We start from the raw sequence: 24,833 nt of genomic DNA on the forward strand, positions 1-24,833 counted from the left end.
GGGGGACGGTGTGACAGGGCTGGACAGGGGCGGGAGCGGGGCGGCCGGTGGCGGGCCGCTGCTGCTCGGCGTGCGGCACCACGGACCCGGCTCGGCGCGCGCGGTAGGGGCGGCGCTGGACGCGGCCCGGCCGCGGGTCGTGCTGATCGAAGGACCTCCCGAGGCGGACGCGTTGATCCCGCTGGCCGCCGGGGAGGACATGCGGCCGCCGGTCGCCCTGCTCGCCCACGCCGTGGACGAGCCCGGCCGCTCCGCCTTCTGGCCGCTCGCCGAGTTCTCCCCGGAGTGGGTCGCGATCCGATGGGCCCTGCGGCACGAGGTCCCGGCGCGCTTCGTCGACCTGCCGGCGACGCACACGCTCGCGTGGGGCGCGCAAGCCGCTGCCGACCCGGGCGACCGGCCCCCTGCCGGTGACCCACCCTCCGCCGTCGCCCCGGACCCGCACGTGGCCCCGGACCCGCACGTGGCCCCGGACCCACACGTCGCCCCCGACCCGGACGCCGCCCCGGCCGCAGACGTCGACGTCCGCATCGACCCGCTCGCCGTTCTCGCCGATGCCGCCGGCTATGACGATCCCGAGCGGTGGTGGGAGGACGTCGTCGAGCACCGGGGGGTCGGTGCGGGGGACGCGTTCGCTCCGTTCGTCGCGCTCGAGGAGGCCATGGGGGCCTTGCGGGAGGCGTACGGCACCGGGGGACACGAGCGCGATCTCGTGCGGGAGGCGTACATGCGGCTCCAAGTGCGTGCGGCACAGCGGGAGTTCGGGGGCGAGGTGGCCGTCGTGTGCGGTGCCTGGCACGTTCCCGCGCTGCGGCGGAAGACGGCCGTCGCCGCCGACCGGGCCCTGCTGAAGGGGCTGCCCAAGATCAAGGCGGACATGACCTGGGTGCCGTGGACGCACCGGAGGCTGTCACGGATGAGCGGGTACGGAGCGGGGATCGAATCGCCGGGCTGGTACGGACATCTGTTCGCCGCCCCGGACCGGCCGGTCGAGCGGTGGATGACCAGGGTGGCGGGGCTGCTGCGGGAGGAGGACCGGATCGTCTCCTCGGCGCACGTGATCGAGGCGGTGCGGCTGGCCGGGACGCTCGCCGCGATGCGCGGCCGGCCGCTGCCGGGGCTCGGCGAGACGACCGACGCCGTGCGCGCGGTGATGTGCGAGGGCTCGGACGTTCCGCTGGCGCTGGTGCACGACCGGCTGGTCGTCGGGGACGTGCTGGGGGAGGTGCCGCAGGACGCGCCCGCCGTGCCGCTGCAGCGAGACCTGGACCGGACCCAGCGCCGGCTGCGGCTCAAGCCGGAGGCGCTGGAGCGGGAGTTGGAGCTCGACCTGCGCAAGGAGACGGACGCCGCACGCAGCAGGCTGCTGCACCGGCTGCGGCTGCTCGGCATCGCGTGGGGCGAGCCGGCGGTGTCGCGCGGGAGCACGGGCACCTTCCGGGAGGCGTGGCGGCTGCGCTGGGAGCCGGAGCTGTCGGTGCGGGTCGCGGAGGCGGGGGTATGGGGCACGACCGTGCTCGCCGCCGCGACCGCGAAGGCCGAGGCGGACGCCCTCGGCGCGCAGGCCCTCGCGGACGTCACCGGCCTCGCCGAGCGCTGCCTGCTGGCCGAACTGCCGCAAGCGCTGCCGGTGGTGATGCGGGTCCTCGCCGCCCGGGCCGCGCTCGACACGGACGTCGGCCATCTCGCGCAGGCCCTGCCGGCCCTGGTGCGCTCCCTGCGGTACGGCGATGTGCGCGGCACCGCCACCGGGGCGCTGGCCGAGGTCGCGGCGGGCCTCGCCGAGCGGATCTTCGTCGGCCTGCCGCCGGCCTGCGCCGCCCTGGACGCGGACGCCGCCGAGGAGATGCGGCGTCATGTGGACGCGGTGCACGGCGCGGTGGGGTTGCTGGGCGACGTGCCCGGGCCGGAGCCCCGCGATCTGCGCGGGCGCTGGCAGACCGTGCTGCGCGTGCTGTCGGTCCGGGACACCGTGCCCGGCGTCCTCCGGGGCCGGGCCGTACGCCTGCTGCTGGACGACGGGGAGCTGGCACAGGACGAGGCCGCGCGGCTCATGGGGCTCGTGCTGTCGCCGGGGACGCCGCCGGGGGACGCGGCCGCGTGGATCGAGGGCTTCGTCGGCGGCGGGTCCGGCGGCGGCATGCTCCTCGTCCACGACGAGCGGCTGCTCGGGCTGGTCGACGCGTGGCTGACCGGGGTGCCGGCGGAGGCGTTCACGGACGTACTGCCGCTGCTGCGGCGGACGTTCTCGGCGTACGAGCCCGGCGTGCGCCGGACGCTGGGCGAACTGGTCAGGCGCGGACCGGCCGGGCGGCACGGCGCGACGGCGGCCGGCTCCGGCATACCCGGCTTCGCGGCCGATCTCGACTCCGCACGCGCGGACGCCGTGCTGCCGGTGCTCCGGCTGCTGCTGGGGCTGGACGGCCCGGCCCGGCCGGGCGGAGTGGAGGAGGACATCGACAACGACCTTGCGGGGGTGGCGGGATGACGAAGAACCGACGGACGAAGGCGCGGGAGGGCGCCGGGGCGACGGCGGCCGGGCGGGACGGCGCGGGCCGCGGGCACGGGAGCGGCGGGCAGGACCGTCCACCGGTCTCCGTCGCGGTGATGCCGCTGTGGGACCGGCCCCGTCCGGGGGCGTGCCGATGACCAGCGACACGAGAACCACGGACACCATGACCAAGGGCAGTGCAACCAAGGGCACCACGATCAAGGACAGTACAACCGAGGGCACCACGACCACGGACACCACGAGCACCGACACCACGGCCGCCACCGACACGATGACCGCAGGGCCGACGGACCCGGCGCGGGAGCGGCTGCGGCGCTGGCGGCTCGTCCTCGGTGGCGACACGGCCGACGGCACGGGATGCGCGCTGTCGGGGCAGGACGCCGCGATGGACGGAGCGCTGGCCGCGCTGTACGGGAAGGCGGACAAGAAGGCGCAGGCGGGGCGGGACCGTTCGGCGGGGCTCGGGGCGTCGGCACCGTCCGTGGCCCGCTGGCTCGGGGACATCCGGACGTACTTCCCCTCCTCCGTCGTCCAGGTCATGCAGCGCGACGCCATCGACCGGCTGGGGCTGTCCACGCTGCTGCTGGAGCCGGAGATGCTGGAGGCGGTGGAGGCCGACGTGCACCTCGTCGGCACCCTGCTCTCCCTCAACAAGGCGATGCCCGAGACGACCAAGGAAACGGCACGGGCCGTCGTGCGCAAGGTCGTCGAGGACCTCGAGAAGCGGCTCGCGACCCGCACCCGCGCCACTCTCGGCGGGGCGCTCGACCGCAGCGCCCGGATCAGCCGGCCGCGCCACCACGACATCGACTGGAACCGCACCATCGCGGCCAACCTCAAGCACTACCTGCCCGAGTACCGAACGGTCGTGCCGGAGCGGCTCGTCGGGTACGGGCGGGCGGCACAGTCCACCAAGAAGGAGGTCATCCTCTGTATCGATCAGTCGGGATCCATGGCGGCATCGGTCGTGTACGCATCGGTGTTCGGAGCGGTGCTCGCCTCGATGCGGACGATCTCCACGCGACTCGTCGTCTTCGACACGGCGGTCGTCGACCTCACCGATCAGCTCGACGACCCGGTGGACGTCCTGTTCGGGACGCAGCTGGGCGGCGGCACGGACATCAACCGGGCGCTCGCCTACTGCCAGTCGCAGATCACCCGGCCCGCCGAGACGGTGGTCGTGCTCATCAGCGATCTCTACGAGGGCGGGATCCGCAACGAGATGCTCAAGCGGGTCGCCGCGATGAAGGCGTCCGGAGTGCAGTTCGTGACGCTGCTCGCACTGTCCGACGAAGGGGCGCCCGCCTACGACCGGGAGCACGCGGCCGCACTCGGGGCCCTGGGGGCACCGGCGTTCGCGTGCACGCCCGACCTCTTCCCGGAGGTGATGGCGGCGGCGATCGAGAAGCGGCCACTGCCGATACCGGACACGGCGTGACCGCCGGGCCGGCCGGGAGACGCGCGCAGGGCGGACGCCGGGTGGTCGGTGACGATTTGTCGACCCGCGGTCGCCCGTCTTGGGCCAGCAAAAGGGACATGACTACCCATCGGTAACCGAGGGCTTGCGCAACCTCGGGAGTCCCGTGCGAGGATCGACGCTCGCCGGCGGTGCGCCGCGCTCCGCACGTTCGTACCACGCCGCGCCGACTCGTAGCTCGTCACGGTTCGTTACGTGTCATCAGTTCCGCCGCACGGGAGGACCCACCCCCCTTGACCTGGTCAGCAGCTCTGCCCGGTGCCGTTGTGCGCATGATGCGCACGGCGGCCGGCCGGCGTGCGCTGCAAGTGGTCGTGCTGGTGGGCGGGTTGTTCACGCTCGGGTTCCTGTGCGGCGAGCAGGCACACGCGGCGGAGGCGGCGCCGCTGCTCTCCGCCTCCTCCGCCTCCTCCGGTGCCGCCGAGGGGGCCGTCTCCTCCGAGAAGGCTCCCTCCTCCGAGAAGGCCGATCCGACCGATTCCGTCCGCTCCCTGCTGGGCGGCGCGCTCGGCACGGTCGACCGCCTGACCCACGCTCCGACAGCACCGGCCGCACCCGCCGCGCACTCCACGGCGTCGGCCGCCGACCCCGAGCAAGCCCCTCCGGCCGACCCGGAGCCGGCTCCTCCGGCCAACCCCAAGCCGGCCCCTCCGGCCGACCCGAAGCCGGCCCCTCCGGCCGACTCGGCCTCCGACTCCGACTCCGCCCCCGCGCCGACCCGCCCGGCTCCAACCCACCCGGCCCCCGAGTCTCCCGACCCCTCGGTCACCGACAGCGGCTCGCTCACCGGCGCCCTCACCCGGCGGGGCATGGCAGATCCCGTCCTCGGGCACCCGGGTACGGCACATCCCGTCCTCGCGCAGCCGGGTACGGCAGGCCCCGTCCTCGGGCAGCTGGCCGACCAGCTCGTCCGGACCGTGGGCGAGGGTGTCGTGCAGCCGGTGGGTGACCTGGTGGGGACCGTGACCGCCGAGCTGGGCCAAGTGACCGCGCAGATACCGCCGTTGGCGTCCCTGCCGGCCGTGCCGGTGCCCGGGACCCCGTCCCTGCCCCTGCCGTCGACCCTGCCCGGACTCCCCGCGCTGCCCGGCCACACGCTGCCGGCGCCGGTCGTCCAGGCCCCGCAGCCCGGTGACGCCGGGCAGGCGGCGGAAGCGGCCGTGGACGGGAGGCGTTCGGCGGCGGGAGCGAGCGGTACGGCGTTCGGACCGCAGCTCGGCGCCGACCTCACCAAGCCCCTTTCCGGCACCACCCGTGGGCTGCGGGCGGCCTCTGCAGGGCGTGCTCCCGCGACCCCGCACCCGGCCCCGGACAGCGACCCGGCCGACGAGCTCGCGAGCCGTGCCGCCGTCGACAACGGCGGCTCCCGGCACGGTGGCGCGCACGCCGTCACCCTGGACCACCGGGCGCCCGTGCTGTTCGTGGCCGGCTCCGCCGCGCGCGCCGACGCGGCCGGCACCCGGGACAGGCACCGGGACATCCCGGTCTTCCCCGGCTAGGGCACGACAGGCGTATCCCCCGCCGGACCTGCCGCGCGGGGGCGGAACAGATCTGCCCGCCCGTCCGGGACCCGCTTCGTACCCCCGGACGGCAAGCCGCCGCCACCGCTGGTCACCGACCTTCCGGACCAGGACAGGACGCGGCGCCGCACATGCCCCAGCCTTTCGAAGATCCAGGGATCTGACGCACGCATGAACAAGAACATCCGTCGTTCCATCGTCATAGCCGCCGGTGTCACCGGTGCGTGGGCGCTCGGTTCGGCCGTGGCCAGCGCGGACGAACTGCCCGCATCCTCCCTCTCCACATCCGACCCGGCCGGTGACACCGGCAGCACCCTCGGCTCCGTCACCGACGCCGTCACCGGCACGGTCGACGGTGTGGTCACCGGTGTGCACGACACCGTCGCCGGTGTCACCGGCACGGCCGACGGCACCGCGGGCAGGACGGCCTCCACGGTCACCGACACCCTCGGCGGCGCCCGCAAGGCCGCGCCCGCCGCGCCCGCCGCGCCCGCCGCGGGCGAGGTGGGCGCCGAGCAGGCCGGCCGCCAGGTCGCCGCGGAGTCCTCCGCCGCCCGGACCGCGAAGCGGACCACCGGTACGGCGTCCAGGGTCAAGGGCGCCGCCGCCATCCAGGGCGCCAAGGCCGCCCGCGCCGCACAGGCCCGGGCGCACGCCGACGTGCACGCCACGGCCGAGCACGCCGTGGCCGCCGCCCGGACCACCGTCTCCGGCGCGTCCTCCTCGACCGGCGGCGAGGTCGACTACCTCTTCGGTCCGCTCGGCGCCTTCGCACCCGAGGTGGAGCAGGCGCTCGCCGCCGCCCAGACCAGGCTGCAGGGCGTGCAGTCGGCGGCCCGCAGCCGGGCGCAGGGCGTCGACGGCGCCGTGCGGACGAGGGCGCGGTACGCCGTCGCGGGCGCCGGCCGTACCGCGGCGGGGGTCCACGGCGCCGCCCGGACCGCGGTGGCCGGCGCCGAGGGCCGGGCCGGCGGCACGACCGCCGACGCGCGGGGCGAGGCGGGTGCCGTCGCCGGCGCGGCGCACGAGGCCGTCGCCGCCGTCCCCGGCCATGTCACGGGCACCGTCGCCCGCGCCGGGCAGCAGGTCGCCGTCACCGTCGGCGGCGTACCCGGCCTGGTCGCACCGGTCGTGGAGGAGGCCGTGCCGCCGCTGGCTGCCAGTGCCGTGCACGGCGTGACGCCGGTCGCCGGCCGCGCCGTGGCGGGTGCGGTCCCGGTCGCGGGCCGGGCCGTCGCAGGGGTCGCGCCCGTCGCCGGTCACACGGTGGACGGCGTGCCGCCGCTGGCTGCCAGTGCCGTGCACGGCGTGCCGCCCGTCGCGGGCGGAGCGGCCGCCGGGGCCGAGCGGACCGCCGGTCACGCGGTCGACGCGGCGACGGCCCTGGCGTACGGTGCCGCGGCCGACGTCGGGCCGGTCGCGGGCGGCGTCGTCCAGGGCGTGCGGCCGGTGGCCGAGGGCGCGGTGCGGGGCGCGGTCCCGGTCGCGGGCGGTGCCGTGACCGACGTGCGGTCGGTGGCCGGCGGTGCCGTGCACGGCGTGGTGCCGGTCGCGGGTGATGCCGTCGCGCACGTGCCGCCGTACGCCACCGGCCTGGCCGGCCAGGTCCGCGACGACGTCGCGGGCTCGGTGCTGCCGCCGGTCGCGCACACCGCGGTGGACGGCGTGCTGCCGGTCGCCGGGCAGGCGGTCGCGGACGCGGGCGCGCTGGCGTACGGCGTCACCGGCGACGTGCGGCCGTTCGCGGGCGGGGTCGTGGAGGCCGCGGTGCCGTTCGCGCACGGCGTGGCCGGTCACGCGACCGGTCTCGCCCACGGGGTCAGCGGTGAGGCGCCGCCGTTCGCCCAGGGGGTCACCGGTTCCGTCCGGCCCGTCGTGGACACCGTCACCGAGACGGTCCGGCCGGTCGTGGCGGGTGTCGGCGGCAGCGGGACGACGCTGGTGTACGGCGTCGCGGGCGACGTCGCCCCGTTCGCGGGCGGGCTGGCCGGCGAGGCCGGACCGTTCGCGCAGGGCGTCGTGGACCAGGTCGCGCCGTTCGCCGGTGACCTGACCGGCACGCTGCGCTCCACCGGAGGCCCGCTCGCCGGGCACGCCGTCACCGGCGTCGAGGGCGTAGCCGGCTCCGTCGCGCCGGAGCACCCGCAGGACGGCGGCCCGTACGGCGTCTGACCCCTCACCGGACGCGCCCCCGGCGGCGCGTCCCGAACCGGCGCCCTCGACGAGCGCGCCGGCCGACCGACTCCGCGGGGTGACGAGACCCGGACGGCCGAAAGCCGTCGGTCCGTCCGGCCGAGACCCCGCGGAACGGGACGGGCGGTCTCCATTGGGGTGGTGATCGCCCGCCCGCAGCCCCCAGGGCGGCCTCTTCGTGGCCGTTCGGGGTGTTCAAGGGGCCTCACCGGGTCAACCCCAGCCCGGTGAGGCCCTTCTCGTTCCCCGGCCCGGACCGTTCGCCTGCCTCACCTGCGGCACGCCGTGCCAGTGAGCACGGCATCATGTGACAGGTATCACCGCTCAGGTGTGACCCGCGATTTAGAGGCCCCTCGCAAGCAGCGATAGCCTGCGAGGCGGACATGCCGCGCGCTCGGACACCGTGTGCGCCTCCCTTGTGACACATGCGGACGTCACGTTGCCCTTCGCGGCACGCCCACGCATCCAACGAACCGCGAGATCACTGATAGGGACGGAAGCGCGTGGACCTGTTCGAGTACCAGGCGAGGGACCTCTTCGCCAAGCACGATGTACCGGTGCTGGCCGGTGAAGTCATCGACACGCCTGAGGCGGCCCGCGCAGCCACCGAGCGTCTCGGTGGCAAGTCTGTCGTCAAGGCCCAGGTGAAGGTCGGCGGCCGCGGCAAGGCCGGTGGCGTGAAGCTCGCCGCCACCGCCGACGAGGCGGTCGAGCACGCGACCAACATCCTCGGCATGGACATCAAGGGCCACACGGTCCACAAGGTGATGATCGCCGAGACCGCGCCCGAGATCGTGGAGGAGTACTACGTCTCCTTCCTCCTCGACCGTGCCAACCGCACCTTCCTCTCCATCGCGTCCGTCGAGGGCGGCGTGGAGATCGAGGAGGTGGCGGAGACCCGCCCCGAGGCCGTCGCCAAGACGCCGATCGACGCCAACGAGGGTGTGACCCCCGAGAAGGCCCGCGAGATCGTCGCGGCCGCCAACTTCCCGGCCGAGGTCGCGGACAAGGTCGCGAACGTCCTGGTCACCCTCTGGAAGACCTTCGTCGAGGAGGACGCCCTCCTGGTCGAGGTCAACCCGCTGGCCAAGGTCGCCTCCGGTGACGTCATCGCCCTCGACGGCAAGGTCTCCCTGGACGAGAACGCCGAGTTCCGCCAGCCGGAGCACGAGGCCCTCCAGGACAAGGACTCCGCGAACCCGCTGGAGGCCGCCGCCAAGGCGAAGAACCTCAACTACGTCAAGCTCGACGGCGAGGTCGGCATCATCGGCAACGGCGCGGGTCTCGTCATGAGCACCCTGGACGTCGTCGCGTACGCCGGCGAGAACCACGGTGGCGTGAAGCCCGCCAACTTCCTCGACATCGGCGGCGGCGCCTCCGCGCAGGTGATGGCCAACGGCCTGGAGATCATCCTGGGCGACGCGGACGTCAAGTCCGTCTTCGTCAACGTCTTCGGCGGCATCACCGCGTGCGACGAGGTCGCCAACGGCATCGTCCAGGCGCTGAAGCTCCTGGAGGACCGCGGCGAGGACGTCACCAAGCCGCTGGTCGTGCGTCTGGACGGCAACAACGCCGAGCTGGGGCGTCAGATCCTCACCGACGCCAACCACCCGCTGGTCCAGCGTGTGGACACCATGGACGGCGCGGCCGACAAGGCCGCCGAGCTCGCGGCTGCGAAGTAAGGGAAGAGGGACTCAGACAGCCATGGCTATCTTCCTCAACAAGGACTCCAAGGTCATCGTCCAGGGCATGACCGGCTCCACGGGCATGAAGCACACCAAGCTCATGCTCGCCGACGGCACGAACATCGTCGGTGGCGTGAACCCGCGCAAGGCGGGCACCTCCGTCGACTTCGACGGCACCGAGATCCCGGTCTTCGGCACGGTCGCGGAGGCGATGGAGAAGACGGGCGCCAACGTATCCGTCCTCTTCGTCCCGCCGGCCTTCTCCAAGGCCGCCGTCGTCGAGGCCATCGACGCCGAGATCCCCCTCGCGGTCGTCATCACCGAGGGCATCGCCGTCCACGACTCGGCCGCGTTCTACGCGTACGCCGTGTCCAAGGGCAACAAGACCCGGATCATCGGCCCGAACTGCCCCGGCCTCATCACGCCGGGCCAGTCGAACGCCGGCATCATCCCGGGCGACATCACCAAGCCGGGCCGCATCGGCCTGGTCTCGAAGTCCGGCACGCTGACGTACCAGATGATGTACGAGCTGCGGGACATCGGCTTCTCCTCGGCCGTCGGCATCGGTGGCGACCCGGTCATCGGCACCACCCACATCGACGCGCTCGCCGCGTTCGAGGCCGACCCCGACACCGACCTGATCGTGATGATCGGCGAGATCGGTGGCGACGCCGAGGAGCGGGCCGCGGCCTTCATCAAGGAGAACGTGACCAAGCCGGTCGTCGGCTACGTCGCGGGCTTCACCGCGCCCGAGGGCAAGACCATGGGCCACGCCGGCGCCATCGTCTCCGGCTCCTCCGGCACGGCCGCCGCCAAGAAGGAGGCCCTCGAGGCCGCCGGCGTCAAGGTCGGCAAGACGCCGACCGAGACCGCCAAGCTGGCGCGCGCCATCCTGGCCGGCTGACCGGCCGCCTCCCGGCCGCTCGCCGACGGGCCCGCTCCCTTCCGGGGGCGGGCCCGTCGGCGTCACCGGGACACCGGAAGCAGCCGCTCGGGCCCGTGCGCCGCGGCCCGGCGCAGCTTCGTCCGCAGCCGCGTCTCCTCCTGCGACAGCGGCCCGAGCGCCACCCGCGGCGGCACCCCCTGCACCCGTACGCCCGCGGGCACCGGGGGCTCGTAGTGCGTCGGAGCCGTGCGCAGGGTGAACGTCGTCGCCCCGATCAGCGCCACCGTGGAGGCGATGGCGGTCCGCGTCCAGAACCGGGACCGGCGCTCGCCGTCCGTCCGTACCGCCGGCGGCCCGGGCGGGTTCAGCCGCTCCGCGGAGGCCAGTTCGGCCAGCCGCCGGTGCAGCACCGGCGGATCCGCCAGCTCCGGCAGGCGCCCCGCGATCACCTCGCGCGCGTGCAGCAGCCGGCCGGCCGTCGCCGGTGTGCTCGCCTCCGTCTCGGCCGCCGTCTCGGGCAGGCCGAGCCCGACGCCGTCGTGGAGCAGCAGCGTCCGGCGGTACGGCGGCGGCAGCTCCAGGAGCACGTCCTGCAGGGCGCGGTCGTCGGCGTCCCGCGGGGGCGGCTCGGGGTGCCGGTGGCTCGGGCGGAGGCGGTGCCAGGGGGAGAGCGCGTACTCGTACGCCGTAGCCCGCACCCACCCCGCGGGGTCCCGGTCGACGGCCACCTCGGGCCAGCGCTGCCAGGCCAGCTGGAAGGCCCGCTCGACCGACTCGCTCGCCAGCCCGCGCCGCCCGCACAGCAGGTACGCCTGGCGTACGAGGGCGGGCGCACAGAACCCGTAGAGCGCGTCGAAGGCCTGAGCGGGCGTCAGGGGAGCCGCGGCGGGCGCGGGTTCGGGCAGCGCGGGATGCTTGTCCGGACGGTCCGTCACCTTGGCCTCGACGCGGGAGAGTTCGGCCAGGAGGGCGACGTAGGCCTCGCGCCTGCGTCCCCGTGGGGTGGTGCGGCCGGTCTCCCACGCGTGCACGGTCCTGCCGGGGATGCCGAGCCGCTCGGCGAGCTGATCCTGCGTCAGCGAGCCCGCCTCGCGCAGGCGTCGGCGTTCCGTGGGCGGGGGCAGCGGGCTCGCGGGGTTCGGCGTCACGGTGCGCCCTTCCGAACGAAAAAGAACATAAACATATATTGAGCGACACTTCGGAGGTTTGCCTGTTACGACGGGAAAGCGCGTGTCGTTGGGAGCATGGCGGGCGTGACCCAGACGCCCGTTCGCCGACCTGTGTTGTCGTCCCTGCTCGCCCGGCTGCGTGGCCGCTCGCCGGGCCTGGCCGCCGGCCTGGCCGGCGGTGTCCTGGCCGCCGGCCTGGGGCTCGGGTCGTTCGCCGTGCTCGTGGTGGTGATGTGGATCAGTTCCCCGTATCCCGACAGCGGGCCGGGCGGCTCGCTCCATGTCGCCGCGGCGCTGTGGCTGCTGGCGCACGGGGCCGAGCTGATCCGCACCGAGACCCTCTCCGGAGCCCCCGCGCCCGTGGGCGTCACCCCGCTGCTGCTGCTCGCCCTGCCGGTGTGGTTGGTGCACCGTGCGGCGCGGGACGCGGTGGAGGGCGGCGAGGAGGACGAGCCGCTCGGCTCCGGCCGCGCGGTGTGGACGGGCGTCGTCCTCGGCTACCTCGGTGTCGGCCTGGCGGCCGCGATGTACGCGTCGGGCGGCGCGTTGCGGCCCTCCTGGGAGTGGACCGTGGTGAGCGTGCCGGTCCTCGTCATGGGGGCGGCGGCGAGCGGTGTGTGGGCGGCGCACGGCCGGCCGCTCGACGCGGTCGGCGGTGTGCCGAGACGGGTGGCGGTGGTGGGGCGCCCCCTGCTCACGCCGGACGGCCGCGCGCGCCTCGCCACGGCGGCGCGGGCCGCGGGCGCGGGCACGGCCGTGCTCGTCGGGGGCGGGGCGCTGCTCGTGGCCGTCTCCCTGCTGTGGCACGGCGAGGCGGCGCAGGCCGGGTTCCGGCAGCTCACGGAGGGCTGGTCGGGCCGGTGCGCCGTGCTGCTGCTGTGCGTGGCGCTGGTGCCGAACGCGGCGGTGTGGGCGGCGGCGTACGCCCTCGGACCGGGTTTCGTGCTGGGCGCGGGGCATGCGGTGGGGCCGCTGTCCTCGGCGCCGGCGCCGCTGCTGCCGCCGTTCCCGCTGCTGGCCGCGGTGCCGGAGGCCGGGACCGGAGCGTGGGTGAACTGGGCATCGGGCGGGGTGCCGCTGGTGTCCGCGCTGACCGTGGGCTGGTTCGTGGGCCGCGCCGGGTCGTCCGGCGCCCGGCGCACCGCCGGGACCGCCGCGCTGGCGGCGCTGCTGAGCGCGGCCGCCACGGCCCTGCTCACCGGACTGGCCGGCGGCCCGCTCGGTGTCGCGCGGCTGGCCCGGTTCGGGCCCGTGTGGTGGCAGACGGGGGCGGCGGCGCTGGCGTGGACGGCGGCCGTGGCGGTTCCGGCGGCGCTGGCGCGGTGGGCCTGGGGATGCCGCAGGCGCCGGCGGGCGGCCGAGAGGAGCAGCCGGACGAAGAAGACCGTGGAGCTGAGGGTCAAGGAGCCGAAGACCGTGGACCCGAAGGGCGGGGACCCGAAGACCGTGGACCCGAAGGGCGGGGCCCTGAAGCATGCGGGGCCGGGCGTCGTGGCGTCCAAGAGTGCGGAGGCCGGGTCGCGGACGCCGATGGCGGTGCGCGGTGGCCGGGTGCGGCGGACGGTCGCCTCGGTCGCCGCGTGGTTCGGGTTCCAGAAGGCTCCCGGCCAGGAGGAGCGGGCGACCGCGGGAGCGGCGGTGAAGCCGCCGGCCGTGCCCTACGACCAGGGGGACGTGTACGGCCCGCTGAGCGAGAAGGACGACAGCCCGTACGACTTCCTGCCCGCCGGACCCTTCCCCGCGCCGCCCGCTCCCCGGCGCGACGACCCCGGCCGCGAGGCCCGCGAGAGCCGCGAGGCCCGCTGGGCGGAGCTGGAGGCGCGCTGGGCGGAGCTCAAGCGGGAGTCCGCGCTGTCGCGCACGGCCGGGCCCCCCAAGGCCCCGCCGCCGGTCGCACCGGCCGCGCCGGCCGCTCCGGCCGCATCGGACACCACCGGCCCTCCGGCTCCGTCGGACACCACCGGCCCGTCGGACACCACCGACCCGTCGGCCCCGTCCGACCCGTCGGCCCCGTCCGATCCCGCCGATCGGCCGTGACCGCGCCCGTCAGGGGTTCGTGCCCAGCAGCCCCCGCAGTTCCTTCGGCAGGAGATCGCTGCAGGACTGCTTCGCCTGGCTGGTGAGGGCGTCGTTGGTGCAGGAGTAGTAGTCGCTGTAGACCAGGTGGGCGGTGAAGGTGGCGGCCACCAGGGCGAGGGCCAGCGAGGCCGTCACCAGGCCGGTCACCGCCGCCGTCGTCTGGGGGCGGCCGGCCGCCGGGTCGTGCGAGGAGTCCTGGGCGCCGGACCTGGCGCGCAGGGCGCTCCCGCCCCAGTACAGGGCGAGGGCGCCGAGCAGCAGGGCCACGTAGGGCCAGCTGAACAGGACGAAGAAGAAGGCCCACATGCCGCACAGCAGCGCGTAGCGCGCGCGGCGCTGGGCGGGGTCCGTCGGGTCCCAGCGCATCTGGCCCGGGGTGTTGCCGCCCTGGCCCTCGGGTCCGGCCGGCGGACGGCCGGGCCGGTCACCGAAGCCGCCGCCGGAGGAGCGGCCCGGCTGGCGGTCGCTCCACCGGCTGCCCCACGGGGAGTCGCCGTCGCCTTCCGGCCCGTCGCCGCCGGCCGGCCGGCGCGGCCGCCACGGCTGGTCGGGCGTGCCCTCCGGCGGCGGCGCGAAGGGGTTGTCCTCGTCACGGCCCTCGCCGTCCTTCTTGCCGGCCTTGCCGTCCTTGCGGTCGGAGGGCGCGTCGGGCGGAGAGGCGGGGCGCTCCCGCAGGAGCACGCCGCGGCGCTCCCCTCCCTGCACCTGCTGCGGCGGGAGCGTGAGGAGTCGCAGGCTGCGGTCCGGCATCAAGTGAGCGTCTTCCCCTAGATATACGGCGATGATCAGGCGTTCGTACGACGGTCGTGCGTGAGCCTTCCCTCAGGAAACGCATCGCACGACGACCGCGTTCCCGACCGAGCTCTCCCAGACGCTACCTTCCGGCCACGCCCCCGTCCCGCGGGGGCCGCCCGGAGTGCCGGTATCGTTGCAGGCGTCCGGCCGCTTCGTAGACTTCCCCGTATCCCGGGGCCCGAAGCATTCGTACGACCGTACAAACGCTCCTTCGAGAAAGGGCCCCGTCCGTGGCCGCCAAGCCCGTGGTCAAGCGCCTCGTCGTGCTGGTCTCCGGATCCGGTACCAATCTGCAGGCCCTCCTCGACGGGATCGGGGCCGCCGGTGCCGCGGCCTACGGCGCCGAGATCGTCGCGGTCGGCGCCGACCGCGAGGGCATCGAGGGGCTCGCACGCGCGGAGCGCGCGGGGCTGCCGACCTTCGTCTGCCGGGTGAAGGACTTCGGCAGCCGCGAGGAGTGGGACGCGCACCTCGCCGCGGCCGTCGCCGCGTACGAGCCCGACCTCGTGGTCTCGGCCGGATTCATGAAGATCGTGGGGGAGGAGTTCCTCGCACGCTTCGGCGGGCGCTTCGTGAACACCCACCCCGCGCTGCTGCCCAGTTTTCCCGGAGCCCACGGTGTGCGTGACGCGCTCGCGTACGGCGCCAGGGTCACCGGCTGCACCGTCCACTTCGTCGACGACGGCGTCGACACCGGGCCGATCATCGCGCAGGGCGTGGTGGAGGTCCGGGACGAGGACGACGAGAGCGCTCTGCACGAGCGCATCAAGGAAGTCGAGCGAAGGCTGCTCGTCGATGTCGTGGGGCGGCTCGCCCGCAACGGCTATCGCATTGAGGGACGAAAGGTAGTAATCCAGTGACCGCCGAGAGCAACAAGCGGCCCCTTCGCAGGGCGCTCGTCAGCGTCTACGACAAGACCGGCCTGGAGGAGCTCGCCCGCGGGCTGCACGAGGCCGGCGTGGAACTCGTCTCCACCGGCTCCACCGCAGCGAAGATCGCCGCCGCCGGCGTCCCGGTCACCAAGGTCGAGGAGCTCACCGGCTTCCCCGAGTGCCTGGACGGCCGGGTCAAGACCCTGCACCCCAAGGTGCACGCGGGCATCCTCGCCGACCTGCGCCTGGACAGCCACCGCGAGCAGCTGGCCGAGCTCGGCGTCGAGCCCTTCGACCTCGTCGTCGTGAACCTCTACCCGTTCCGCGAGACCGTCGCCTCCGGCGCCTCGCCCGACGAGTGCGTGGAGCAGATCGACATCGGCGGTCCGTCGATGGTGCGCGCCGCCGCCAAGAACCACCCCTCGGTCGCCGTCGTCACCAGCCCGGCGCGGTACGGGGACGTCCTCGCCGCGGTCCAGGACGGCGGCTTCGACCTCGCCACCCGCAAGCGGCTGGCCGCGGAGGCCTTCCGGCACACGGCCGAGTACGACATCGCCGTGTCCTCCTGGTTCGCCTCCTCCTACGCGCCCGCCGACGACTCGCAGTTCCCCGAGTTCACGGCGAGCAGCCTGGAGCGCGCGCACACGCTGCGCTACGGCGAGAACCCGCACCAGCCGGCCGCGCTCTACACCTCGGGCACGGGTGGTCTGGCCGAGGCCGAGCAGCTGCACGGCAAGGAGATGTCGTACAACAACTACACGGACACGGACGCCGCGCGCCGTGCCGCGTACGACCACGACGAGCCGTGCGTCGCGATCATCAAGCACGCCAACCCCTGCGGTATCGCGGTCGGTTCGGACGTCGCCGAGGCGCACCGCAAGGCGCACGCCTGCGACCCGCTGTCGGCGTTCGGCGGCGTCATCGCCGTCAACCGCCCGGTGAGCCGGGAGATGGCCGAGCAGGTCGCCGAGATCTTCACCGAGGTCATCGTCGCCCCCGACTACGAGGACGGCGCGCTGGAGGCCCTCGCGAGGAAGAAGAACATCCGCGTGCTGCGCGCCCCGGGCCGCCCCGGCCGGCCCGTCGAGGTCAAGCCGATCGACGGCGGCGCCCTGCTCCAGGTCACCGACCGCCTCCAGGCCGACGGCGACGACCCGGCCAACTGGACGCTGGCGACCGGCGAGGCGCTCACCGCGGACGAGCTGTCCGAACTGGCCTTCGCCTGGAAGGCCTGCCGCGCCGTCAAGTCCAACGCGATCCTGCTCGCCAAGGACGGCGCCTCGGTCGGCGTCGGCATGGGCCAGGTCAACCGCGTCGACTCCGCGAAGCTCGCCGTCGAGCGGGCCGGCGCCGAACGCGCCCAGGGCTCGTACGCCGCCTCGGACGCCTTCTTCCCCTTCCCCGACGGCCTGGAGATCCTCACCGGCGCCGGCGTGAAGGCCGTCGTCCAGCCGGGCGGCTCGGTCCGCGACGAACTGGTCGTCGAGGCCGCGAAGAAGGCGGGCGTCACGATGTACTTCACCGGGACGCGCCACTTCTTCCACTGACATCGCGATCCCGCCGGCCCGGAGACGGACGCGCGCGGGCCGTGTCCCCCTCGTGCGGGTGGGACACGGCCCGGGGCGGTGCATCGGCGCGAACCGTTCGGTGCGGCGCGCCGGTTGGCGTGGTGGCGCGAACGCTCAGTAGCGCGGGCGGTTGAACCAGGCGGCGCCGTTGGCGTTGCCCACGAACACGGCGACCAGAATGGCCAGCACCGTGTGGACGAGACCCACGACGATGAACGGGTAGATGCCGAGGATCGCGGTGATGATGGCGAAGACCAGCGTGGTGATCCGGACGCCGTTGCCGCCGGTGTTGAACTTCACCGCGAGCACGATCGCGAACACCGCCCAGGCGAGGGCGAACACCGTGAATCCCCACAGCATGCCGGACGAGTAGTCGGCGAGCTGCTGGAAGGCGGCGTCGTCCTTGAGCTGGTCGTCGTTCTTGGCGGCGTGGACGCTGGCCGCGCCGAAGGCGAACAGCGCCACACCGAGGATCTGAAGGCCGACGATGACCCACATCATCACGCGGGCCGCGCTCACCGTTCCGGGCATCGATGTCATCACCGGGCCGCCGCCGTAGGGGCCGACCGGGGGCGCCGCCGGGTAGCCGTAGCCCGGCGCCTGCGGCTGCTGCGGGTAGCCGTAACCCGGTTGCTGGCCCTGAGGGGGGCCGTAGGGATTGTTCGGGTCGCCGAAACTCATGGCGGGTATTCCTCCGTCGGGTCCAAGTGCGGGGACGACGCGCGGCTCCGTGCGGAGGAACGTTTCGAAGTGCGCTCGATCCCCCCGATGAGCTGCCCGCGGCACTATCACGCCATCGTTCTTCACCCCTGACTCGCTTGTCCAGCGGCAAGCCATATGTGTTGTGCAAGTGCAACATCCATGATCTTGGCCGGATACGGACGGAGGTGGGACGGACGAGCCGCTGGCCCCCTGATTGGAACCGCGAGGTGGTCATCCGCGAGGATGGGGGTATGACCGCCCAGATTCTCGATGGCAAGGCCACCGCAGCCGCGATCAAGTCCGATCTGACCGCCCGCGTGGCGGCGCTGAAGGAGAAGGGCGTCACGCCCGGCCTCGGCACGATCCTCGTCGGGGACGATCCCGGCAGCCACAAGTACGTCGCCGGCAAGCACCGCGACTGCGCGCAGGTCGGCATCGCCTCCATCCAGCGCGAACTGCCCGCCACGGCCACGCAGGAGGAGATCGAGGCGGTCGTACGCGAACTCAACGAGGACCCGGCGTGCACCGGTTACATCGTGCAGCTGCCGCTGCCCAGGGGCATCGACGAGAACCGCGTCCTGGAGCTGATGGACCCGGACAAGGACGCCGACGGCCTGCACCCGATGAACCTCGGCCGGCTGGTCCTCAACGAGCCGGCCCCGCTGCCCTGCACCCCCAACGGCATCCTGACCCTGCTGCGCCGCCACGGCGTGGAGATCAAGGGCGCCGAGGTCGTGGTCGTCGGCCGCGGTGTCACCATCGGCCGCCCGATGCCGCTGCTGCTGACCCGCCGCAGCGAGAACGCGACCGTGACCCAGTGCCACACCGGCACCCGCGACCTCTCCTCCCACCTCAAGCGCGCGGACATCGTCGTCGCGGCCGCGGGCTCCGCCCATCTGATCCGGCCCGAGGACGTCAAGCCGGGCGCGGCAGTCCTGGACGTCGGCGTCTCGCGCAGCGCCGAGGGCAAGATCGTCGGTGACGTCCACCCGGGCGTCGCCGAGGTGGCCGGCTGGATCTCGCCGAACCCCGGCGGCGTCGGCCCGATGACCCGTGCGCAACTGCTCGTCAACGTGGTCGAGGCGGCGGAGCGCAGTGCCGGCTGACGCGAAGGACCCCCAGGAACAGGCGGAGGAGACCGTGCGAGACGCGATCAGCGCTCCTGACGCGACGGGACACCCGCGCCGTACGACGCGCCGCTTCCCGCTGTTCACGAGGGACACCGCGCGCCCCGAGGGCGGCGGCCGGGCGGCGCCCTCGGACGCCCCCGCCCCCGCGCGGCAGTGGCCGATCCTCGCCGTCTGCGGCCTGGTCGGTCTCGGCCTGCTGCTGACGGCGCTCGACCTCTTCCGCTACGGCACCCTGCTGATCGGCCTCGCCCTGGTGGCCGGTGCCGTGCTGCGCTGTGTCATGCCGGGCGTCGGCATGCTCGCCGTGCGCTCCCGCTTCACGGACATCGTCACCTACGGCGTTCTCGGCCTGGTGATCGTGCTCCTGGCGATGATGGTGCAGCCGAACCCGTGGCTGCAGATCCCGTTCCTGAAGGACACCCTGCACTTCACCGTCAGCAGCGGCGGCTGACGCCGGCACCGGCCCGTCCTCTCCCCCGAGCAAGGACGGACCGGCGCCGGGATCCACCCTCCTGCACGGTGAACCGCCTGTTCAACGGCTGTCAGAGCGCTGTGGCACGGAGGTGACCGTTCCGCAACGCGGGAACCATCGGCGGGCCCGCTTCGTCACCTGCTCCGACCGGGCAATCGAGAGAAACGCGGTGGAGGTGGGCGATGGGCGGCTGGCAGCCGCTGCCGGACGATCTGCCGCCGGAGGTACGGCACTTCGTGGAGCAACTGCGGCTCCTGAAGGACCGCACGGGGCTCAGCCTCGTCGCCCTCGGCGCCCGCACCGCGTACAGCAAGTCCTCGTGGCACCGCTATCTCAACGCCGGCCAGCCGCCGCCCCGGCAGGCGGTCGCCGCCCTGTGCCGGATCGCCGGCCTCGCCGAGACCGACGCCGAACGGTACGTCGTGCGCTGGGAACTGGCCGTCCAGGTCTGGCCGCGCCCGGCGAAGCCCGCCGGCGAGGAGAGCGCACCCGAGTACGAGGACGACCCCACCCTGCCCTGGTGGGACACCCCCGAGGAGGACGGCGGCCGCAGGCCCGCCGGTACGGTGCTGCTGCTCCTCGCGCTGCTCCTCGTCCTCGTCCTGCTGATCCTGCTGGTCGCCGCCGTCGCCCTCGGTTGAACGGGGCGTCCGGGCACCCGGCGGGGGTCGCCGGTGGGACACTGGACCACGCCCGGTCGGCGTGCGACGGTGCATGCCGAGCGGTTCGAACGCTCCCGTGCGCCCCCATCCCGGGAACTGAGATCCTTGTCGGGCGCATCCCTGTGGGTAGCCAGAACGGGCGCCACGCACGGGGGAGTCGCGAGGTAGACCAGCACGAACCGGGGGGAAGAGGGGGAAGCAATGCCTCGTTGGAGGGCCTTGCCCGACGAACTCGATCCGCAGGTCAGGGAGTTCGCGAGCCAGCTGCGGCGGCTCGTGGACCGCAGTGGCCTGAGCATCGCGTCGGTGGCCGACCGTACGGGCTACAGCAAGACGTCCTGGGAGCGGTATCTGAACGGCAGGCTGCTCGCGCCGAAGGGCGCGATCGTGGCGCTGGCCGAGGTCACGGGCACCAACCCGGTCCATCTGACGACGATGTGGGAGCTGGCCGAACGTGCCTGGAGCCGTTCGGAGATGCGCCACGACATGACCATGGAGGCCATCCGGATATCCCAGGCGCGCGCCGCGCTCAGCGAGTTCGGGGCGCCCCCGCCCAACGCCAAGGGCGGCCGGCCGGCCCGCGCGTCCGGTTCCGCGACGGCGCCGCCGGCGGCCGCGGGGCCGGCGGGAGGGGCTCCGGCGGTGCCGTCGCAGCCGTCGCAGCCCGCGGCGCCCGGACCGTCGTCGGTGCCGTCCCAGCCGGCGGCGTCCGACGCCCACGACGCGGGCGAGGTCCACGACGCCCGTGAGCCGGAGGTGTCCTCCTCGCAGGCGAGTTCGCCCGGCTCCAACTCGTGGCGGCTGGCCGGTTACCAGGGTCCGTCGCAGGCAGGCGGCCGGCCTCCGGGAGCCCCGGGGACCACGGCGCCGGGGCCGTCCGCCGACGGTGCCGCCTGGACGCCGGGGGCGCCCAGCCCGTTCGGAGAGCCGCCGCAGGGCCCGCGGCCCGCCGGCGATCCCTCCCCCGGAGGGGGCAGGCGCCGGCTGACGATGTTCCTCGCGGGCGTCGTCGGCGTGCTGGTCGTGATCGCGGCCGTCTTCTTCTTCACCGACAACGGCGGGAGCAGGAAGAAGAACGAGGGCGGCGGCACGCCGTCCCCGTCGGTCAGTCGGCAGACCGATCTGCCGCCCGGGGTGAAGTGCGCGGGTGCGTCCTGCACCGGCAAGGACGCGGAGGCCATGGGCTGCACCAAGGACACCACCGCGGTGACCACCGCCAAGACCACGGTGGTCGGCGCGACCACGCTGGAGGTGCGCTACAGCAGGACGTGCCGTGCGGCATGGGGCCGTATCACCCAGGCGGCGCAAGGGGATTCGGTGCAGGTGACCGCGGGCTCCGCCAAGGAGAACGACAGCATCACCGCGACCGGGGACACCATCGCCTACACCCCGATGGTCGCCGTCAAGGACGCGGGCGACGCGAAGGCCTGCGCCACGCTGGCCTCGGGTCGGAAGGGGTGCACCCCGTAACAGGCCCGCGCGGCAGGGCCCGTGGGGCGGAGGGGGGCGGCCGCCCGTCCGGGAGAGGAGAGACTGCGACGGCCGCCGTCGGGGGGACCGACCGTGCCGGACTCCCGTGGGGGTACGGTTCGCGTGCCCGGGACGGGGGCGGGTATGCCTGCCACCGGACAATTCCTCGCGGCGGCCCCGCTCTGTGGGGTGGGCCACAGGGGGCCGCGCATCCCGGATGCCGGATGCGCGATAGCCTGGCCGGTGGATCTCTCTTGATACCAAGAGATCGATCATCTGTACGTCCGCCCGCACCCCAGGGCAAGGACGCTACGCCCACCGCCAGCTGTCATACGGAGAACGCCATGACCCGCACTCCCGTGAACGTCACCGTCACCGGCGCGGCCGGCCAGATCGGTTACGCCCTCCTCTTCCGCATCGCCTCCGGCCAGCTGCTCGGCGCGGACGTGCCGGTCAAGCTCCGCCTCCTGGAGATCACGCCCGCGCTGAAGGCGGCCGAGGGCACGGCCATGGAACTGGACGACTGCGCGTTCCCGCTGCTCCAGGGCATCGAGATCACCGACGACCCGAACGTCGCCTTCGACGGCGCCAACGTCGGTCTCCTCGTCGGCGCCCGCCCCCGCACCAAGGGCATGGAGCGCGGTGACCTGCTGGAGGCCAACGGCGGCATCTTCAAGCCGCAGGGCAAGGCCATCAACGACCACGCCGCGGACGACATCAAGGTCCTCGTCGTCGGCAACCCGGCCAACACCAACGCCCTGATCGCCCAGGCCGCCGCGCCGGACGTACCGGCCGAGCGCTTCACCGCGATGACCCGCCTCGACCACAACCGCGCCCTGACCCAGCTGGCGAAGAAGACGGGCTCCACGGTCGCCGACATCAAGCGCCTGACCATCTGGGGCAACCACTCCGCCACGCAGTACCCCGACATCTTCCACGCCACCATCGCCGGCAAGAACGCCGCCGAGGTCGTCAACGACGAGAAGTGGCTGGCCGAGGAGTTCATCCCGACCGTCGCCAAGCGCGGCGCGGCGATCATCGAGGCCCGTGGCGCCTCCTCCGCGGCCTCCGCCGCCAACGCCGCCATCGACCACGTGTACTCCTGGGTCAACGGCACCGAGGACGGCGACTGGGTCTCCATGGGTATCCCGTCGGACGGCTCCTACGGTGTCGCGGAGGGCCTGATCTCCTCCTTCCCGGTCACCGTCAAGGACGGCCGCTACGAGATCGTCCAGGGCCTGGACGTCAACGAGTTCTCCCGCGCCCGCATCGACGCCTCCGTCAAGGAGCTCGCGGAGGAGCGCGAGGCGGTCCGCTCGCTCGGTCTCATCTGACCGCTCGGACGCGTCCGAGCCGTTTACGGTTCTGTCACGAGCCTGCACGGGCCCCGTTCCGGATTCCGCCGGAACGGGGCCCGTGGCCGTTTTCACCGCTACCGTCGGAAAGCGATACCCAATGGGGTGATTCGGGGGGCGTGTCATGGGCGAATGGGACGGCTACGACGACGGCCGGCACTCCGGTTCCGGGCCGGAGCGCGAACCCAGCGAGGAGAGAGGCCAGGCGGCCTGGGCCGCCGGGCAGCCGGGCAGCGTGCCGCCCTGGGCCTCGGCGGAGACCCAGGCCGGGCGGACCCCGCCGCCGTGGGCGTCCGCCGAGACCCGTACCGGCGGCCCGGCGCCGTCGGCCTGGCCGCCCCCGCCGCCGCCCCCTCCGGTCCCGGGCCCCGGCCCGGTGCCCGCGACGACCGTGCCGGCCCCGTCGGTCGCCCCCGCCCCGCGCCGCGGCGCCCGCAACGTGCTGCTCGCCTTCGTCGCGGTGGCCGTCCTCGGCGCCGGCGCCGGGGCGGGCGCCTGGTACCTCACCCGTGACCACTCGACCGGCGACGGGGCCGGTTCCGGGTCGAGCGCCGGCGTCACGGTCACCACCACGCCGTCGCAGAGCGCGCCACCGACGGACACCCCGTCGGCCGGTGGCACCCCGTCGGCCTCGACGTTCTCGTCGCCGTCGTCCCCGCCCTCGATCGGCTACCGCCGGGCACAGGACCCCGTCGGCTACGCGGTCGACGTCCCGGAGACCTGGACCCGCCGTCAGACGCAGGGCAAGCTCGCCCCCGTCGTCTACTACGACAACGCCGCCGACGGCCGCCAGCTGCAGATCTTCGAGGTCACCGAGGACACGCCCTACCAGTCCCTGACGCTGGCCGAGACCGACCCGGGCTTCGGCTTCGCCAAGCAGCGCGGCTATCAGCCCCTCGGCCGCGACCGCGGCGACACCTGGGCCGAACTGACCTACCGCTACGACGACACGCACAAGGGCGCCCGCCAGGTCATCGACCACCGCTTCCGGGCCGCCGGCGGCACGCTGTACGCGATCCGCTCCAGCGGCCCCGCGGACCTGGACCCGGAACTGGTGCGGGAGCCGCTCGCGGCGGCGGTGCGGTCCTTCTGCCCGACCGGCGCAGCGTGCGCGTAGGCCCGTAGGCGCTACTCCAGTGCCGCCGGTGACCGTGCTGGGCCTGGTCGGCTACGGCGTGCCGCTCCGGCTGCCGCCGCTCAGGATCGGGTTGGCCCGGCGTTGGCGGCATGACGCGGACCCCGCGCACGCCCGGCTGCGGCGCACCGTGCGGGAGCCGCTCGCCCGGTGGCCGGACGACGGGCCCCGTCAGCCGCCCGGCTGAAGCCGCTTCTCGAACCAGTGGTCCGCGTAGACGTGGTCGACGTAGGCCGGGATCTCGGTGTAGCCGGACGCCCGGTACATGGCCTGCGCCTCGGTGAGCGCCCGGTGCGTGTCGAGCCGTACGACGTCCAGCCCGCGCGCGGCGGCCGCGCTCTCCAGCGCCGCGAGGATGCGGCGGGCCAGGCCCAGGCGCCGCGCCCCGGCGTGCACCCACACGTGCCGGATCTCGCCGACGCCCGGCTCCAGCCGGCGCAGCGCCCCGCAGCCCACCGGACACCCCTCCTCGTACGCCACGAAGAACGCGCCCGCCGCGCCGGACACCTCCTCGGGCGAGACCAGGTCGGAGCGGTCGAAGCCCTCCGGGAAGCGCGCGTCGATGTCGGCGGCGTAGGCGTCCAGGCAGGCCCGGGCGTCCGGGGCGGCGCCGTCGACGAGCTCGACGGTGATGGCGGCCAGCCTGAGCAGGCGCTGTGACGTGGCCATCGCCTCGATCAGCTGGGCGCGCCGGCCCGCGTCGAGGGCGTCCAGCAGGCCCGCCGCGAGGGCGTCGGCCCGCCGGTTCTGCTCGTCCACCTCGGCACGGCCGGCCGGGGTGAGCTCGATCGTCCGCACCCGGCTGTCCTCCGGGTGCACGCTCACCCGGACCATGCCCTGCGTTTGGAGCGCCTTGGTCATCCGGCTCAGATAGCCGGCGTCCAGCCCGAGCCGGGACCTCAGCTCGCGCAGCGGGAGCCCCTCCCCGATCTCGAACAGCAGCCGCGCCTCGCCGAGCGGCCGGTCCTGGCCGAGGTAGTGGTCGTCGAGCACCCCGATGCGGCGCGTGAAGTAGCGGTTGAAGCGGCGGAGGGCCGCCACCTGCTCCGTGGACACTGGCTCCATATTCCTTTGACTTTAGTCAAAGGAATTCCCGGCGTCCATGGCCCGGCGGCAGGACGTCCGCGGTGCGGCGGCAACCGGACCGTTTC

General features: G+C 74.2%; 20 protein-coding genes. 16 read left to right on the plus strand and 4 right to left on the minus strand.

What is annotated here, in order from left to right; all coding sequences use genetic code 11:
- The first annotated feature begins 10 nt into the window (after window positions 1–10).
- From ACIRPX_RS24500 to sucD, 6 genes are all read left to right on the plus strand, one after another.
- A complete protein-coding gene (locus tag ACIRPX_RS24500; RefSeq protein WP_404198318.1) occupies window positions 11–2,488 on the plus strand; it encodes a DUF5682 family protein in 2,478 nt (825 codons plus the stop codon).
- 295 nt (window positions 2,489–2,783) lie between these two features.
- Window positions 2,784–3,950, plus strand: coding sequence for a VWA domain-containing protein (locus tag ACIRPX_RS24505; RefSeq protein WP_404198539.1), 1,167 nt, complete (start codon window positions 2,784–2,786; stop codon window positions 3,948–3,950).
- A gap of 311 nt (window positions 3,951–4,261) precedes the next feature.
- Complete coding sequence (locus ACIRPX_RS24510) at window positions 4,262–5,488, plus strand: hypothetical protein (RefSeq protein WP_404198321.1); 1,227 nt, start codon at window positions 4,262–4,264, stop codon at window positions 5,486–5,488.
- A 192-nt stretch (window positions 5,489–5,680) separates the two neighbouring features.
- Window positions 5,681–7,681, plus strand: coding sequence for a hypothetical protein (locus ACIRPX_RS24515; RefSeq protein WP_404198324.1), 2,001 nt, complete (start codon window positions 5,681–5,683; stop codon window positions 7,679–7,681).
- Window positions 7,682–8,205: 524 nt separating this feature from the next.
- Window positions 8,206–9,384, plus strand: a complete 1,179-nt coding sequence (gene sucC / locus ACIRPX_RS24520; RefSeq protein WP_404198327.1) for an ADP-forming succinate--CoA ligase subunit beta — start codon at window positions 8,206–8,208, stop codon at window positions 9,382–9,384.
- A gap of 22 nt (window positions 9,385–9,406) precedes the next feature.
- Window positions 9,407–10,291, plus strand: coding sequence for a succinate--CoA ligase subunit alpha (sucD, locus tag ACIRPX_RS24525; protein WP_404198330.1), 885 nt, complete (start codon window positions 9,407–9,409; stop codon window positions 10,289–10,291).
- Window positions 10,292–10,353: 62 nt separating this feature from the next.
- Here the strand turns inward: sucD and ACIRPX_RS24530 are convergent, their stop codons facing one another.
- Window positions 10,354–11,421: a helix-turn-helix domain-containing protein gene (locus tag ACIRPX_RS24530; protein WP_404198333.1), complete on the minus strand. Its 1,068-nt coding sequence runs from the start codon at window positions 11,419–11,421 to the stop codon at window positions 10,354–10,356.
- A gap of 96 nt (window positions 11,422–11,517) precedes the next feature.
- Here ACIRPX_RS24530 and ACIRPX_RS24535 point away from each other — a divergent pair, with 96 nt between their 5' ends.
- Complete coding sequence (locus ACIRPX_RS24535) at window positions 11,518–13,479, plus strand: DUF6350 family protein (protein ID WP_404198336.1); 1,962 nt, start codon at window positions 11,518–11,520, stop codon at window positions 13,477–13,479.
- 9 nt (window positions 13,480–13,488) lie between these two features.
- Here ACIRPX_RS24535 and ACIRPX_RS24540 read toward each other — a convergent pair whose 3' ends face one another.
- Window positions 13,489–14,271 (minus strand): hypothetical protein, encoded by a 783-nt coding sequence (locus ACIRPX_RS24540; protein ID WP_404198339.1) that lies wholly within the window; start codon window positions 14,269–14,271, stop codon window positions 13,489–13,491.
- A 275-nt stretch (window positions 14,272–14,546) separates the two neighbouring features.
- Between ACIRPX_RS24540 and purN the strand changes: the two genes are divergently transcribed.
- Both purN and purH read left to right on the plus strand, forming a co-directional pair.
- Window positions 14,547–15,176: a phosphoribosylglycinamide formyltransferase gene (purN, locus tag ACIRPX_RS24545; RefSeq protein ID WP_404198342.1), complete on the plus strand. Its 630-nt coding sequence runs from the start codon at window positions 14,547–14,549 to the stop codon at window positions 15,174–15,176.
- On the plus strand, window positions 15,173–16,735 hold the full coding sequence (purH, locus tag ACIRPX_RS24550) for a bifunctional phosphoribosylaminoimidazolecarboxamide formyltransferase/IMP cyclohydrolase (protein WP_404198345.1): 1,563 nt from the start codon (window positions 15,173–15,175) through the stop codon (window positions 16,733–16,735). Before purN ends, purH begins: the two co-directional genes overlap by 4 nt.
- Window positions 16,736–16,870: 135 nt before the next feature.
- Here the strand turns inward: purH and ACIRPX_RS24555 are convergent, their stop codons facing one another.
- Window positions 16,871–17,437, minus strand: a complete 567-nt coding sequence (locus ACIRPX_RS24555; RefSeq protein WP_404198348.1) for a proline-rich domain-containing protein — start codon at window positions 17,435–17,437, stop codon at window positions 16,871–16,873.
- 272 nt (window positions 17,438–17,709) lie between these two features.
- Here ACIRPX_RS24555 and ACIRPX_RS24560 point away from each other — a divergent pair, with 272 nt between their 5' ends.
- The 7 genes from ACIRPX_RS24560 (at window position 17,710) to ACIRPX_RS24590 (ending at window position 23,869) form a co-directional block, all read left to right on the plus strand.
- Window positions 17,710–18,564, plus strand: a complete 855-nt coding sequence (locus ACIRPX_RS24560) for a bifunctional methylenetetrahydrofolate dehydrogenase/methenyltetrahydrofolate cyclohydrolase (protein WP_404198350.1) — start codon at window positions 17,710–17,712, stop codon at window positions 18,562–18,564.
- Window positions 18,554–19,039, plus strand: coding sequence for a DUF3017 domain-containing protein (locus ACIRPX_RS24565; RefSeq protein WP_404198353.1), 486 nt, complete (start codon window positions 18,554–18,556; stop codon window positions 19,037–19,039). Before ACIRPX_RS24560 ends, ACIRPX_RS24565 begins: the two co-directional genes overlap by 11 nt.
- A gap of 203 nt (window positions 19,040–19,242) precedes the next feature.
- A complete protein-coding gene (locus tag ACIRPX_RS24570) occupies window positions 19,243–19,701 on the plus strand; it encodes a helix-turn-helix domain-containing protein (protein WP_404198355.1) in 459 nt (152 codons plus the stop codon).
- Between the two features lie 240 nt (window positions 19,702–19,941).
- A complete protein-coding gene (locus ACIRPX_RS24575; RefSeq protein ID WP_404198358.1) occupies window positions 19,942–21,192 on the plus strand; it encodes a DUF2690 domain-containing protein in 1,251 nt (416 codons plus the stop codon).
- Window positions 21,193–21,536: 344 nt separating this feature from the next.
- A complete protein-coding gene (locus ACIRPX_RS24580; RefSeq protein WP_404198361.1) occupies window positions 21,537–22,526 on the plus strand; it encodes a malate dehydrogenase in 990 nt (329 codons plus the stop codon).
- Between the two features lie 145 nt (window positions 22,527–22,671).
- A complete protein-coding gene (locus ACIRPX_RS24585; protein WP_404198364.1) occupies window positions 22,672–23,664 on the plus strand; it encodes a hypothetical protein in 993 nt (330 codons plus the stop codon).
- Window positions 23,665–23,692: 28 nt separating this feature from the next.
- Window positions 23,693–23,869 carry a hypothetical protein gene (locus ACIRPX_RS24590; protein ID WP_404198366.1) on the plus strand — a complete coding sequence of 59 codons (177 nt, stop codon included), beginning with the start codon at window positions 23,693–23,695 and terminating at the stop codon, window positions 23,867–23,869.
- Here ACIRPX_RS24590 and ACIRPX_RS24595 read toward each other — a convergent pair.
- Window positions 23,854–24,747 carry a GNAT family N-acetyltransferase gene (locus ACIRPX_RS24595; protein WP_404198368.1) on the minus strand — a complete coding sequence of 298 codons (894 nt, stop codon included), beginning with the start codon at window positions 24,745–24,747 and terminating at the stop codon, window positions 23,854–23,856. The genes ACIRPX_RS24590 and ACIRPX_RS24595 overlap by 16 nt on opposite strands.
- Window positions 24,748–24,833: the final 86 nt, after the last annotated feature.

The sequence above is a fragment of the Streptomyces sp. NPDC101225 genome (assembly GCF_044767585.1).
Classification (GTDB): domain Bacteria; phylum Actinomycetota; class Actinomycetes; order Streptomycetales; family Streptomycetaceae; genus Streptomyces.